Raw genomic sequence first — 14,775 nt, 5'->3', positions numbered from 1 at the left:
CCAAGGAGTATAAAAATTTACATTCCTTGGTCTTAATTTATTTATGGGAATTACACTAAAAGCTATTCCGGTCTTCATTACCAAACAGTACGGCCCTTCCAAATCTCACCGATGGAAAATGGTTCGGTTCCAGGTAGTTCCCCCGAAACCCAAAACCAAACTCAAAATCCTGGGTCAACCGGATATTTAATTTTGCAAGCAGTTTCTAAAACAAGAGGTTGGTTGCTCCGGCCGTACAATTTGTTGGTAATGTATATGAACGTATTGGGTTGAAACTATGGTATGGTGGCCATTTCGTTCCAGTCTGATTGCATCTCCAAATCTTTACTTTCCAACACCGCAGCGCAAATCAGAGCGAATATCAAAATCACAAATAACACAACACATTTTCTCATTTGAGTACTTTTTAGGTTGTCCTTTATTTTGACATGTCCAAAGTATAAAACAAAACAAGTGGTTCTGTTGGGGCATGTATGAATTGCTCCTTTTTGTGTATAAATGGCTTTGTCTTTTTTCAATTCAACTGAAAATAGGGGTAAAATAATGGCTTAATTGCAGAATTTATTTACAAAAACCACATTCCTCAATGTTTTTTACCAGTTATACGCATAAAATGTCCATCAACACATAATTTTAAATACCTTATATATAATAATCCTAAATTTGTTTTTGATTTAAAACAGAGGATGTTAGAAGCAGTTATTGTAGACGACGAGGTAAAAGCCCTGCAAAGTTTAAGTTGGGAGTTGACCAATTTGAGTGATGAAGTGGATATAGTCGCATCTTTTACCGATGCCCATGAAGCTTTGGATTATCTTGAACGCAATACCCCAGATTGCCTTTTTTTGGATATTGAAATGCCCGCTATGGACGGTTTTCAGTTCATTAAAAACCTAAAAAACAAAGATTTTCCAGTTGTGATCACAACAGCCTATAACCAGTATGCATTGAAGGCCCTAAAAAACGAGGCCATTGATTATCTGCTAAAACCTATTGATACAGACGATCTTCAGGTAACCATTGCCAAGATAAAAAAGTACAACACCAAAAACTTGACGGTTGAAAAGTTGGAAAAAATATTGTTGAACTTCAATGCAGATTCACACAGCAAAAAAATAACCATCAACACTGATGGCAAATTGGTTTTCTTAAACAGTGATGACATTCTTTATGCAGAATCTGACGGAAACTACAGCACCATTTATTTAAGCGATGGGCAAAAAATACTATTGACCAAAAAACTCAAGGAAGTAAATAATCTGTTGCCGGACAATAGCTTTTTTAGAATACATAACTCGTACATCATCAATCTAAATAAAATAAAAGAATTTCTCAAAACAGACGGATATGTGGTTTTGGAATCCAACCATAAAATACCCGTCTCCCGGCAAAAGAAATCCGATTTTTTGGATATGCTGTAACTTTCTAGGATACCTGTGTTCAAATATAGATTGATAAAAAACAAAAAAATCCCCCTGACGCCAAGAATAGCATGGCTATCCCTATATTTCCTTATAGGCTATGGCTCTATCCATGCTCAGGAAATTCCAGAATCCTTTAAACAAAAAGCAGGGCGAATCATTCGTATGCAGCCCAAAACGTATCTTTCATTGGATACCGAATTAAAAGATGAAAAAAGGGATACCACCCTGCTTCGTTATTTTGCCAACCAAAGTAAAAAGGAAAATTATTTGGAGGGCGCATCTTATGCCCTGGACCAAATTGGTGCCAAATACAGGAATATTTCAAAATTTAAACAAGCGGCTGACCTGCATCAAGAGGCATTGGTGCTTGCCGAAAAAGCCAACAATATTGGCCTAAGGGTACGAGCCCTTAATATGCTCGGGGTTGTATATCGAAGAACAGATGCCATTAAAACTGCTTTGAAATACAACCAAGAGGCCCTAGAACTGGCTGAACGGGTTGAAAACCCCTCGACGCACATAAAGCGCAGCATCAATGTTTCGCTAAACTGTATAGGCAATCTCTACCAATCCTTGGAACAGTATGACCTAGCAATCATACAATTCAAAAGAACTCTGAAACTAGAGGAAGAACTGGGAAACAAATTGGGTCTTGCGATCAACTATCAAAACATAGGTGATTGTTTGGAGTATAAAGGTGATCTGGAAGGAGCTTTGGAGAACTATCGTAAATCCCTGGCCTATAACGAAGAAATCAACTCTGATTATGGCAGGGTCATTTGCAAAAATAGTTTGGCTCAAATTTATCTTAAACAAAATATGCCATATGCCGCCTTGGTTTTACTTGAACCTTTGCATGAACAATCCAAAACCATAGGGGACTATTTTATTACGCCATTAATCTATATCAACACAGGATGGGCACATACTGAATTAAGTAATTATGATAAAGCATACAAATTTATCATGGATGGTTTGGAAATGTCACAGACCCATAACATTCCGAGTAACATTCTATATGCTTATCAAAAGCTTTCTTATTTAGAGAAGACCCGTGGCAATTATAAGGCCGCTTATGATTACTACAAAAAAGCCGATGATTATGACAAAGAGATATCCAGTGCTACCAACTTTCGGTATATGAACGATGTCATAGTTGGGTATGAGGCAGATAAGAAGAACAATCAGATATCTGTCCTTGCCAAAGAAAATGAAATTGTTAGGCTAAGGCTCCGAAAAAACCAAACTACATTATTGGTAAGCGCCCTAATTGTTGGGTTGATATCGTCTATTTTGTACATCCTTTACCGCCAATATCAGAGTAAAAATGAGAAAAGAGTGCTCACTTTAGAGCAAAACATGCTCCGTAGCCAGATGAATCCTCATTTTTTGTTCAATTCACTCAACTCAATCAAATTGTACATCATCAATAATGAGCAAAAAAATGCCGTTCATTACTTGAACAAGTTTTCAAAACTGATTCGTAAAATATTGGAAGCCTCATCCTTAAAAGAGATTTCATTGGCCGAAGAATTGGAAACGGTTGAACTCTATATGAACATTGAGAATATTCGTTTTTCCAACGAGATTGATTTCAAAATAATTGTTGATGACAACCTCAATATAGACAACATTAAAGTGCCATCGCTGGCGCTCCAGCCTTTTCTTGAAAATTCGTTATGGCATGGCCTTTCTCCCAAAAATGGTCAAAAAATGATTCATCTTCTGGTAAAAAAGAAAAACGAAAGCCATGTGACCATAGAAGTTATAGATAATGGGGTCGGAAGGGATGCCGCCCAGGCCAACAAAGCCAATAGGGTGCTAAAAAGAAAGTCTGTTGGAATCCGAATCACAAAGGAGCGTTTGGCCAATTTTTCGAAAGATTACCAAAATAGTTTTGATGTGGATATTGTTGATTTGTTTGATGACGAAGGGACATCGTCGGGCACCAAAGTGGTCCTGGACATTCCAATTATTTAGCATTTTTGCGAGCTACATCTTCAAGCTCTTTATACCAGGTTTCACCAAATTTTCTAATCAACGCTTCCTTTACAAATTTGTAGATGGGTACTTTTAGTTCTTTTCCCAAACTGCAGGCCGGGTCGCATATTTCCCATTGGTGGTAGTTAACCGCGGTGAACTCGGAATATTCCCTAGTTCTTACCGGATACATATGACACGATATTGGTTTTTTCCAATCGGTAGCTCCATCATTATATGCCGATTCCAAACCGCATTTTGTAATTCCATCTTCGGAAAAAATCACATAGGCACATTCACTTTTATTGACCAAAGGTGTTTCCCACTCACCATCTTCACCCTTAACAAATGTTCCTTGCTCCTCAATGGCTCGGACTCCCTCCGGTCTAAGATATGGTTTGACAGCATTGAAAATATCATCCAATCTTTGTGTTTCCGCCTCTTCAAGCGGGGCTCCGTATTCGCCATCAACACAGCAGGCTCCCTTGCATGCGCTTAGGTTGCATACAAAGTCATTTTCTAAAATCTCTTCTGACACTATAGTCTTACCAATTTGGAACATTGCAATCCCTATTTTTTGCACAAAAATAATCCAAAACAAAAAATTAGGGTTTTCTGGACGTATTGCGTAATCCAAACAGCCTTTTTACACGTAAATTTGCGGACAAATTACAAGGTGATGAATTTCAGTTTAAAGGAGATAGTTACGGCCAGTATGGTTCTTTTTGCAGTTATAGATATTTTGGGTAGCATTCCCATTATTATTTCTTTGCGAAGCAAAGTTGGGCACATTCAATCGGGTAAGGCATCCATTGTGGCCGCTTGTATCATGACGGCTTTTTTGTTTGTTGGTGAAAGTATTCTTGGTCTTATAGGTATCGACGTGAATTCATTTGCCGTGGCGGGAGCTTTTATTATTTTCTTCCTGGCTTTGGAAATGGTGCTCGGTGTAACCTTGTATAAGCATGATGAGCCCGAGAGTGCATCCGTGGTCCCGATTGCCTTTCCGATAATCGCTGGCGCCGGAACTTTGACATCGATTTTGGCGTTACGGGCAGAATATCATGTTGAGAACATAATAATCGCCATTATAGTAAACATTATCTTTGTATACCTTGTTTTAAAGTCAAGCACTAAAATTGAACGCTTGTTGGGGAAAAACGGACTTAATGTGATCAGAAAAGTATTTGGAGTTATTTTATTGGCAATTGCAGTGAAACTTTTTGCAACCAACGTCAATCAAATGTTTGAGCACTAATACATGTTGGCTATGAACAAAACGCTTATCATAATTCTTATAATTCTCGCTTTGGGGCTTATTGCCTACAATGTGACCTTAGTAGATTTTGAGGCTCCATTTCAAGGTGATAGTACCATTGCGCTTATTGGGATTCTTGCATCATTGTGCGCCATTGTACTGTTGCTGATTTTTATGACCTCGAAGAAAATTGACAAAAAAATTAAAGACAACTAACCTTCTGGCTTAAATGCCACTTCATTGGATTTATCAAAGGTTGAAGCCTCATCCAAATCCTTGATCTTTTTTAACATGGTATCATGTTTCCCTTTTATTTGGGCAGAAAGGTTTGGCGAGTACAGTTGCTCAGCAATATTTGCTTTTAGATAGTCCTTAATTTTATCTTCAAAGGCATAAAAATCCAATTTTATCTTACGGTTGAGCACAAACTGGATAAACTCGTCAAAAAGAATATCATCTACCCGGTACTCATCCAAAAATTGGTTTTTGTTATAGTCCATATAACGGGTTCGGTCCTTCTCTAAATGCTCAAAAATAAATCTGGAGAAGAATTCATACGTGTCGTCCATACTGTCTATGGCTTCTTCCTCATTACTTCCGATAGGAACAAAAACATCAGGTATTATACCTCCACCGCCATAAACAATTTTACCTTTCGGCGTACGAAATTTGAGCGAATCGGCAACTTTGATGCTATCCACAGAAATCAATTCTCCGGTGCGATAACGCTCAATAAATTTTTGATAGTAATCACGGTGTCCTTTCTTATATGATCGTTGGATTGAGCGTCCTGTTGGGGTATAATATCTTGAAACCGTAAGTCTAACCGCAGACCCATCACCTAGATCCATTTCTCGTTGTACCAAGCCTTTTCCAAAGGAACGTCGACCAACGATGGTACCAATATCATTGTCTTGCAATGCTCCAGCAATAATCTCACTTGCTGAGGCTGATCGCTCGTTGATCAATACATAGACCGGTTTGTCTTCAAAATCGCCTTTGGTTGTGGCAAAGGCCTTTTTTATCCTTCCCTTTTTATTTTTAGTGTAAAGAATCAGTTTGTCATCTTCCAAAAATTCATCGGCTAGTTTTTCCGCTATACCCAAATATCCTCCGGGATTATCCCTAAGGTCTAGAACCAGTTTTTCCGCACCTCTTATCTTTAATTTTTTAAGGGCATCCTTAAATTCGTTATAGGTAGATTCGGCAAAACGATTGATTTTTATGTACCCCATGTCACCACTGAGCATATAATAGGCATCCACGCTCTTAATCGGAATACGATCACGTCTAACGGTGATGTCCATCATTCTATTTTCCGATTTTCGGAAAACCTTTAAGTCCACTTTAGTACCAATTTTTCCCTTCAACTTGGAAACAATTTCATTATTGGGAATTCTTCGCCCATAAAGTGTGTCCATATCGGCGGCCAAAATACGATCACCGGGTTTGATGCCACTAATTTGGCTAGGGCCATTTTTTATGGTTCTAATTACCGAAATGGTATCTCTATACATATAAAAGCTCACTCCAATACCCACGAAATCGCCTTTCATGTTCTCGGAAACTTCATCCATCTCACTTTTTGGAATGTAGACTGAATGAGGGTCCAGCTTTCCTAGAATATTGTTAACCGTAACATCGACAATGCTATCGGTATCAATGTCATCCACATATTCGTAATCGATATAATCGATAAGTCTATTGAGTTTGTCCTTTTTGGAATTGGTGGAAAACAATTTCTCGGGAGTGTCATCAAAATGGAGTTTTCCTCCAATAAAAATTCCTATGGCCACAGCTAAAGCGAGCAACGTGGGCAATATATATTGATATTTCTTTTTCATAGCTTAATGGTGAGGTTATACCATTTCTTCCAATATCGGAAGGTGGTGGGTAATTACACCGGCGCGTTCCAAAAATTTTAGTCCTGAATCGTCCTTATAAGCCTTTTGGTACACAACGCGTATTATTCCAGATTGATGAATCAGTTTGCTGCACTCCCTACATGGAGACAGTGTAATATATAAAGTTGCTCCTTCACAGGATTGGGTAGAAGAGGCCACTTTGGATATTGCGTTCGCTTCCGCGTGCAATACATACCATTTGGTATCTCCTTCATCATCCTCGCAAATGTTCTCGAAGCCTGTTGGAGTGCCGTTATATCCATCGGATATGATCATCCGGTCTTTTACGATGATAGCGCCGACCTGTTTTCGTTGGCAATAGGAAAGTTTTCCCCATTCCTTAGCCATTCGAAGATAGGCCTTGTCATACTTTTCTTGTTTGCGCTCCTTCATACATCAAAAAAATAAGCCGATAATGAATAAATATACCTGCTTTACAAGACCCCTACAACCTTATTCGGCTAATTTTAACAAAGGCCCTATTGGGGAAACGTGGCAATGAGCAAAGGTATTGTAATACAGATGACCAAAATCGATGCAAAGGCAATAAAAATCGTTCTTTTGACCCTGAATACATCTTGAATCAAGAAAGCAATGGTCAAAATGACCAGGATAATTGCAACTTGAGAAAGTTCAATGCCTGTTGCAAAGCCAAGCAAGGGAACTATCTTGTCATCTTCCTCTGCCATCATTAATTTAAAATAGTTGGAAAATCCAAATCCGTGGATCAACCCAAAAAATGTAGTGGCCAAAATGTGAAGAGTCATTCCAACGCTTTTCATTTCTTTTTTGACATAAACGAAATTGAACGCGGCCGTTAAAAGAATGGTGATGGGTATAAGAAACTCTATGAGTCCAACATCCACAGTTAGAACTTCATAAGCCGAGAGTGCCAATGAGGTACAATGGGCCACAGTAAAAATAGTTGCCAGCACAACTACCCTTTTCCAATTGACAAAGGTGAACGGGATAGCCAAGGCTGACAAAAACAAGATGTGGTCATAAGCCCCCAAATCCAGTACGTGATTTAACCCCAGTTTTATGTAAAACCAAAATTCCTGCATAATCTAGTCTATTAAGAAATTCCTCTTTCTTTTTGAATGGTCTCGTATGCTTTTTGCACTTCCTTGAATTTTTCTTCAGCACCTTTTTTAATGGCCTCATTCTCGGTTACCACACGATCTGGATGATATTTTTTGGCCATGGTTCTGTAGGCCTTTTTTACTTCATCATCCGAGACTGCCCTTTCTATCTCCAAAATTTTATACGCATTGTCCGCCGATTTGATGAACATGGCCATAATACTTTCAAAATCGTGTCGTCCAATTCTCAAATACCCCGCGATTTCGTGCAATTTATTTACTTCTGCCTTGCTTACATGTCCATCGGCTTGGGCAATTCCAAATAAGAAATGGAGAAGTTGTAACCGAATTTCATAACGGGTCCGTTGTACCAAATAGGTGCAGATTCTTTGAGCCGAAATCTCTCTCTTTTTAATAACCTCATTAAAAGTTCGGAAAATGGCATTCGCCTTTTCCTTTCCGTAGGTGCTCAAAAAGTATTGTCTTACATAATCCAATTCGCGCTGACTTACCTGTCCATCAGCTTTAATAATAATTGAGCACAGAGAAAGTAAATTCAGTTCAAAGTCGGCCGGGGAAACTGTTTGCCGGGTAAAATCTTGAAAGACAGATCTGCCACCTCTGTTGGAACCTCCCATGTTCTCGAACAGGCTTCCCAAAATAAAACCGAGCACTGCTCCTGGAAAACGAAATATAAAATAGCCCAAAAAAGCAGCTACCCACTTAATCATCCTTAAAAATATTAGAGCCCAAATATAGGGCTTTGCCTAATAAATAAGAGTTTATATGGTGTTAAGGCTGACGAAAAAATTCGACAAAAACCGTATCTTTGAAAGTTGAATAAAAAATAAGACTATGTATCCTGAAGAATTGGTTAAACCTATGAGAGCAGACCTAGCCTCTGCCGGGTTTGAAGAACTATATACAAGTGACGCTGTTGAAAATGCCCTAAAACAAGAAGGCACCACTTTAGTGGTGGTAAATTCTGTTTGCGGGTGTGCTGCTGCCAACGCTAGACCTGCCGCAAAATTAAGTTTGCAAAACAGTAAAAAACCAAATCATTTGGTTACTGTTTTTGCCGGAGTTGACACAGAAGCTGTAGATACGGCAAGAAATCATATGGTACCTTTCCCTCCCTCTTCACCAAGTATGGCCTTGTTTAAGGATGGTGAATTGGTACACATGATTGAAAGACATCATATTGAAGGAAGACCAGCAGAAATTATTGCGGAAAATTTAACTGAAGCTTACAACGAGTTCTGTTAAACTTCACTTGTTAGAAAATTTGAAGACCACCCTTAAGGGTGGTTTTTTATTTTTGCGCTTTTGTACAAAAAGATGGCAAATTATTATCTTAATTCCGAAGATTTTACCAACTTGGCTCTATAAAAGAATGTAGCATGTTCAAGTTACTTTCATATCCTTTGACGATTGTTTTCTTTGTTTGTTTTGGGTTGACTTTGGTGGTTTTTCATCCCATTCAATGGATATGCCTTAACGCTTTTGGTTATGATGCACATAAGCAAAGTGTGAGTTTTCTGAATTGGTTTTTGATGCGTTGTACAAATTTGCTCGGTGTCCGATACCGGTTTGAAAACGAAAATGATATCCCAACCAATAAACCTCTGATTATTGTCACCAACCATCAGAGCATGTACGATATTCCGCCCATAATTTGGTATATGCGCGAGCACCACCCAAAATTTGTCAGTAAAAAAGAGCTTGGTAAAGGCATCCCAAGTGTCTCCTTCAATTTGAGGCATGGAGGATCGGCATTGATCAACCGTAAAGACCCCGTCCAAGCGCTGGTGGAGATTGGAAAATTGGGAGAGTATATTGAAACCCATAATCGAAGTGCGGTCATCTTTCCTGAAGGAACCCGAAGTCGTGATGGTAATCCGAAGGCTTTTAAACCTTCTGGATTAAAAACACTTATGAAACATGCCCCGTCCGCACTTATTGTACCCATTACCATAAATAATTCATGGAAAATGCTCCGTTACGGAAAATTTCCAATGGGATTGGGAGCCTTTATCAAATTCAAAGTGCATCGACCAATTAATAACGAGGGGAGTCCAGAGGAACTCATCAAACTGGTAGAGCAGCAAATAACCAAAGACATTTTCTAATCATATGGGAGAAGAAGGCGTAGTTGCAAAGACCATCGACTTTGTAAAAAAAACATTGAAAGGTGCCGAAGGGGGCCATGATTGGTTCCATACCCAAAGAGTGTTTAACAATTCGCGACGCATTTCACAAAGTGAAGAGGTAGATGGTTTGGTAGTGGAATTGGCTTCTTTGTTGCACGATATCGCTGATCCAAAATTTCATAATGGCGATGAATCTGTAGGCCCAAGTATGGCAAAGAATTTTCTGTTGGGACAAAATGTCCATGGGAATGTTACTGAACATGTGGTCAACATCATTAAACATATGTCTTTTAAAAATAGTTTGGAAAAAGGTGAAAAATTCAATTCCAAAGAGCTTCAGGTTGTTCAGGATGCCGACCGTTTGGATGCCATCGGAGCTATTGGAATTGCCCGTGCATTTAATTACGGGGGATTTAAGAACCGAGAACTTTATAATCCGAATGTTGCTCCCAACCTGAACATGTCCAAAGAGGAGTACAAAAAATCCAGTTCCCCGACCATTAATCATTTCTACGAAAAGTTACTATTGCTCAAGGACAAAATGAATACTGAAACCGGTAAAAAATTGGCAGAGGAAAGACACCAATTCATGTTAGATTATTTGGAGCAGTTTTATAAAGAGTTGAATACATAACAACGCCCTTTGTCTATTGTTGTTTTTTGTATCTTCAATCCCATCAAAAAAAACAAGCCAAATGCAACGAAGAAAGTTTTTGAAAAATGCTGCAACCACATCTGCAGCCTTTACTATTGTCCCCAGTTTTGTCCTTGGAAAAAATCATGTCCCTCCCAGTGATACCCTGTATATGGCTGCGTTTGGAGCTGGTGGTAGAGGCGGAGGTGTTATCCGTGGACTGGCAGAAACTGGAAAAGTAAAGTTTGTGGCCTTTTGTGATGTTGATGAGCGCAGGGCGCAGCAAACCTACGAGGCATTCCCAGATGCAAAACAATACAAAGACTTTCGCAAGGTTTATAAAAAGCATTTAAAAGATATTGACGCGATTGCAGTGGCAACACCAGACCATACACACGCGACCATTGCGCTTCCATTTATGCGCGAAAAAAAACATGCCTACGTGGAAAAACCGCTGACGCACAATATACATGAGGCCCGATTAATGACCAAAGTAGCTGCCGAAAATGGCATTGTTACCCAAATGGGAAATCAAGGCGCCTCAAGTGATGATAGTCGAATCGCTCGAGAATGGGTTGAATCTGGAGTTATCGGAAATGTACATACCATCGAATGTTGGACCAATCGCCCGGTATGGCCACAAGGAGTTCCCGTTCCAACGGTAAAACAAAACGTTCCAAAAGGTTTGGATTGGGATTTATGGTTAGGACCTGCGGCAATGCGAAATTATAATGATGCCTACCTTCCCTTCAAATGGCGAGGTTGGTGGGATTTTGGAACCGGTGCTTTGGGCGATATGGGTTGCCACATTATGGAAACTCCATTCAGTGTATTGGATTTGGGCTACCCAACCGAAGCAGAAGCTAGTTGTACCACCGTTTGGGTTGGCGACTTTGTTGAAGCAGATTACAGTCCTTCATGCCCTCCTTCATCTAAAATCCATTTAAAATTTGAACATCCTACCCATGGTGATATTCAATTGAATTGGTACGATGGTGGAATTATGCCGGATCTTCCTGACGAACTAAAAGACGGAGAAATAGTTGGTAATAGGGACGGCGGAACCATTATGTATGGTGATAAAGGAATTTTGGTTTGTGATACCTATTCGCAAAACGCGCGCTTGCTTCCATCTGATATGATGGATCTATACAAATCGCCAGAACCTAAATACCCGAGAGTTCCTGGAAGTATGGGCGGACATATTGCCAATTTTGTGGAAGGCTGTTTAACCGGAGTAGAAACCTCTTCTAATTTTGCTAAAGCTGGCCCACTTACAGAAACAGTGCTCATGGGTAATTTGGCCGTGAAAGCCTATCAATACAAAGTATTAAAGGAAGGTAAAAAAGTAGGCGATTGGGATCCTTTTGAGTATCCAGGAAGAAGAAAATTGCTTTGGGATGGAGAAAACATGAAAATTACCAACTATGACAAAGCGAATGAATGGGTAAGTCGTGCGTATCGTAAGGGCTGGGAATTGACCTAAGCCATTTTACCGTTTTATTGGCTAGATCTTCTGTTTAGATTTAAATGACCTATTATTTGCAATCAACCTCGAATGCATATAAAACGTAAACAATAATCTAAATAAAATCTTTATTATGAGTGCCAATAAAAAAATGATAATTTCGGTATTATCCTATGTGGTTTTGTTCTGTATTTCGGGATTGGTTTTTGCCTTTTCCGAGTTTACAGGAAGTGATTCCGCTGGAAATGGAATGGCTCAGGGACTTACCTTGCTTTACGGTGCTGTGGGGTTTTCTCTTTTGGCCATAGTACTTACCATTATAAATGCATTTGTTTTTAAGAATGTTACCAAACTTTGGATTAAGTTTTTGTTTTTCGTACCACTGCTTATCATTCCTATATTGGCTTTTGCTTTGATTGGTGGGTTTTCGTGAAAAATGACCATCTAATAATCAAAACCTTCAATTGAAAAACCGACCAAACCTAGAGAACATGAGTGAGAATTTATTCCAAAGCCAAAGAATACTTTCTATTGATGCCTTGAGAGGTTTCGATATGCTTCTGATTATTTTTGCCGACCACTTTTTTTTCAATCTCAATGAAGGAGCCGACACATCGTTAACAGCATCATTGGCAAAACAATTTAGTCATCCAGATTGGTTTGGTTCTACTTTTTATGATATTATAATGCCTCTGTTTCTATTTGTGGTAGGAGCGGTCATTCCCTTTTCCCTATCCAAAAGAATGCAGGAAAATGCCAGCAAAGGTGCTATTTATAGAAAGCTTTTAAGACGGTTTATTATCCTTTTCATATTGGGATGGATAGTTCAGGGCAATTTGTTGGCCTGGGACATTGACCAGTTACATATTTTCAGCAATACCTTGCAGGCTATTGCAGTAGGATACTTATTTTCCTGTTTGGCTTATATACATCTGAAAAGAAAATGGCTTTATGTTGTCTTTGCGTTCTGTCTGATAATTTATGCCCTAATTTTAACCGTTCCCAATGTTCCGGAAGTAGGAAGAAGCATGCTCCTGCCTGACCAAAATTTTGCATTATATTTTGATCGTTTGGTGCTTGGGAAATTTGATGATGGTCTACAATACACTTGGTTATTAACCGGCTTCGGATTTACGGCCACAACCCTATCTGGAGTTTTTGCCGGAGAACTCATCAAGTCAAAACTTTCGCGAAAAAAGATTGCTACGTATCTGCTTTTGATAGGAATAGCCGCGTTGGCCCTAGGTTTCACTTGGGGAATTTGGCATCCCATTGTAAAAAAGTTATGGACTAGCACATTTGTGTTGGCTTCCTCTGGGGTCTGTTTTATTTTAATGGCCTTGTTTTATTGGGTTGTTGATGTGAAAGGAAAAAGCAAATGGGCGTTCCCATTAAAAGTTATCGGCATGAATGCCATTACAGCTTACGTGCTTTCACACGTAATTAATTTCCGTGAAGTGGCAGCTTTTCTTTTATATGGATTGGAGCAGTATTCTGGGGGGTATTATCAAATGATACTTTCCATCGGTGGGTTTGGCGTTCTTTATTTGCTTCTTTGGTATATGTACAAAAAAGGCACTTTTATCAAGGTCTAGATCAACTTTTTTTGAAGATGTTTTTTAACAAGCTCATTGTCTGTTAGTTCAATAGCCTGTATTAAGGTTGCGTTGGAATTGGGTGCCTTGAGTTCCAGTAGCAACTCGGCCTTTATCGCATAGAATAATCCTGATTTGCTAAAATCTCTTTTGTCATTAAGGTCATTTAATTCTCTAAGACCTTTTTCCGCTCCGTGAATCTTGGCAAATGGCACTATTCTGTTCAATGCCAACATGGATGAATATTGTTGTTTTAATTGCACGTCGTATAAATACAAAATGCTTTTCCAATCGGTTTTTTGAAAGGATTTTGCCTTACAATGATAAAATGATCGGGCCGCTTCCAAATGATAAATGGAAGGTAGTTTATCCTCCGTACCCGAGCTTTCCAGATGATGGATTCCAATCTTTATTAGTTCTGTGTTGTATTTGGTTCGATCCTGGTATTCCAGTGTAACCAATTCACCATTCGCATCCAATCGCGCATCAAATCGGGATGAGTGAAAACACATTAATGCAATCAAAGCTTCTAAATTAGCATGTTTACAATATTTGTTCTCTCTTAACAATAATGCCAACCGCAGAGCTTCATAACAAATATCCCTTTTAAGCATTTGAGAACCGGTGGTGGCCGAATATCCTTCGGAAAAGAGCAAGTAGATTACCCTCAACACTATGAACAACCGAGATTGAAGCCCCATTTGTACGGGTATCTGCAAAAACTGCACTTCTGTTCTAAACTTTTTCTTTGCCCTAGTGAACGATTTGGCTACGGTCTCTTCTTTTTTCAACAAAGCTTCGGCCAACTCCTTATTGCTGAATCCGCCTATAAGTTTTAAGCTTAAAATAATTTGATACTCCTCAGATAGTGAGGGATGGCAGCACGCAAATATCATCTTTAATTGGCTGTCGGAAATGCTATCGTCCAAGGATGGCTCTATTGCCGAAAAATTATCGCCATCTTCCTTTAATTGCCGGTCTTCCAAGACATCCTTTTTTTTCTCACGACGAAGTACGTCAATCAAGCCATTGCTAGCCACTCTGTACAGCCAAGCAGTTGGATTATCAGGAACTGATTTATAGGCCCATACTTGCATCGCTTTGATAAACGTGTCCTGGGCGGCATCCTCAATTTGTTCCAAATACGAGGTTCCAAACTTGTTGGTCAACACAGCCACAATCTTCCCATATTCATTCCGGAAAAGATGATCAATGGTGTTGGCTAAGTTGGTCTGTGGCATAACGTAAAAGAAAAAGCCCGATTTTCATCAGGCTTTATG

General features: G+C 39.2%; 16 protein-coding genes. 10 read left to right on the top strand and 6 right to left on the bottom strand.

Going from position 1 to position 14,775, the window contains the following annotated elements:
• The first annotated feature begins 686 nt into the window (after positions 1-686).
• Positions 687-1,421, top strand: coding sequence for a LytTR family DNA-binding domain-containing protein (locus IAG46_RS11995; RefSeq protein WP_190810586.1), 735 nt, complete (start codon positions 687-689; stop codon positions 1,419-1,421).
• A 30-nt stretch (positions 1,422-1,451) separates the two neighbouring features.
• A complete protein-coding gene (locus tag IAG46_RS11990) occupies positions 1,452-3,404 on the top strand; it encodes a tetratricopeptide repeat protein (protein WP_223826667.1) in 1,953 nt (650 codons plus the stop codon).
• On the opposite strand, the gene IAG46_RS11985 is transcribed toward IAG46_RS11990, so the two are convergent.
• A complete protein-coding gene (locus IAG46_RS11985; protein WP_190810873.1) occupies positions 3,397-3,966 on the bottom strand; it encodes a DUF3109 family protein in 570 nt (189 codons plus the stop codon). The genes IAG46_RS11990 and IAG46_RS11985 overlap by 8 nt on opposite strands.
• Positions 3,967-4,083: 117 nt before the next feature.
• Here IAG46_RS11985 and IAG46_RS11980 point away from each other — a divergent pair, with 117 nt between their 5' ends.
• Both IAG46_RS11980 and IAG46_RS11975 read left to right on the top strand, forming a co-directional pair.
• Complete coding sequence (locus tag IAG46_RS11980) at positions 4,084-4,662, top strand: MarC family protein (protein WP_190810585.1); 579 nt, start codon at positions 4,084-4,086, stop codon at positions 4,660-4,662.
• 12 nt (positions 4,663-4,674) lie between these two features.
• Positions 4,675-4,878 (top strand): hypothetical protein, encoded by a 204-nt coding sequence (locus tag IAG46_RS11975; RefSeq protein ID WP_190810584.1) that lies wholly within the window; start codon positions 4,675-4,677, stop codon positions 4,876-4,878.
• Here the strand turns inward: IAG46_RS11975 and IAG46_RS11970 are convergent.
• The 4 genes from IAG46_RS11970 to IAG46_RS11955 form a co-directional block, all read right to left on the bottom strand.
• The gene (locus tag IAG46_RS11970) at positions 4,875-6,506 is read right to left on the bottom strand and encodes a S41 family peptidase (protein WP_190810583.1); all 1,632 of its coding nucleotides are present in this window, start codon (positions 6,504-6,506) and stop codon (positions 4,875-4,877) included. The genes IAG46_RS11975 and IAG46_RS11970 overlap by 4 nt on opposite strands.
• Positions 6,507-6,521: 15 nt before the next feature.
• A complete protein-coding gene (locus IAG46_RS11965) occupies positions 6,522-6,959 on the bottom strand; it encodes a dCMP deaminase family protein (RefSeq protein WP_190810582.1) in 438 nt (145 codons plus the stop codon).
• Between the two features lie 86 nt (positions 6,960-7,045).
• Positions 7,046-7,630 carry a HupE/UreJ family protein gene (locus IAG46_RS11960; protein WP_190810581.1) on the bottom strand — a complete coding sequence of 195 codons (585 nt, stop codon included), beginning with the start codon at positions 7,628-7,630 and terminating at the stop codon, positions 7,046-7,048.
• Positions 7,631-7,641: 11 nt separating this feature from the next.
• On the bottom strand, positions 7,642-8,379 hold the full coding sequence (locus IAG46_RS11955; RefSeq protein WP_190810580.1) for a TerB family tellurite resistance protein: 738 nt from the start codon (positions 8,377-8,379) through the stop codon (positions 7,642-7,644).
• 124 nt (positions 8,380-8,503) lie between these two features.
• Between IAG46_RS11955 and IAG46_RS11950 the strand changes: the two genes are divergently transcribed.
• The 6 genes from IAG46_RS11950 (at position 8,504) to IAG46_RS11925 (ending at position 13,495) form a co-directional block, all read left to right on the top strand.
• A complete protein-coding gene (locus tag IAG46_RS11950) occupies positions 8,504-8,914 on the top strand; it encodes a BrxA/BrxB family bacilliredoxin (RefSeq protein WP_190810579.1) in 411 nt (136 codons plus the stop codon).
• A gap of 134 nt (positions 8,915-9,048) precedes the next feature.
• Positions 9,049-9,777, top strand: coding sequence for a 1-acyl-sn-glycerol-3-phosphate acyltransferase (locus IAG46_RS11945; RefSeq protein WP_190810578.1), 729 nt, complete (start codon positions 9,049-9,051; stop codon positions 9,775-9,777).
• Between the two features lie 4 nt (positions 9,778-9,781).
• A complete protein-coding gene (locus tag IAG46_RS11940) occupies positions 9,782-10,432 on the top strand; it encodes an HD domain-containing protein (protein WP_190810577.1) in 651 nt (216 codons plus the stop codon).
• A 61-nt stretch (positions 10,433-10,493) separates the two neighbouring features.
• Positions 10,494-11,918, top strand: coding sequence for a Gfo/Idh/MocA family protein (locus IAG46_RS11935; protein WP_190810576.1), 1,425 nt, complete (start codon positions 10,494-10,496; stop codon positions 11,916-11,918).
• Positions 11,919-12,033: 115 nt separating this feature from the next.
• Positions 12,034-12,333, top strand: a complete 300-nt coding sequence (locus IAG46_RS11930) for a hypothetical protein (protein ID WP_190810575.1) — start codon at positions 12,034-12,036, stop codon at positions 12,331-12,333.
• 58 nt (positions 12,334-12,391) lie between these two features.
• Complete coding sequence (locus IAG46_RS11925) at positions 12,392-13,495, top strand: acyltransferase family protein (RefSeq protein WP_190810574.1); 1,104 nt, start codon at positions 12,392-12,394, stop codon at positions 13,493-13,495.
• Here the strand turns inward: IAG46_RS11925 and IAG46_RS11920 are convergent.
• Positions 13,492-14,736, bottom strand: coding sequence for an RNA polymerase sigma factor (locus IAG46_RS11920; RefSeq protein WP_190810573.1), 1,245 nt, complete (start codon positions 14,734-14,736; stop codon positions 13,492-13,494). The genes IAG46_RS11925 and IAG46_RS11920 overlap by 4 nt on opposite strands.
• Positions 14,737-14,775: the final 39 nt, after the last annotated feature.

Origin of the sequence: Flagellimonas sp. S3867 (assembly GCF_014698935.1) — a bacterium.
GTDB lineage: Bacteria > Bacteroidota > Bacteroidia > Flavobacteriales > Flavobacteriaceae > Flagellimonas.
Note: the sequence above shows the minus strand (reverse complement) of the source record. Positions and strands in the feature narration are given on the sequence as shown.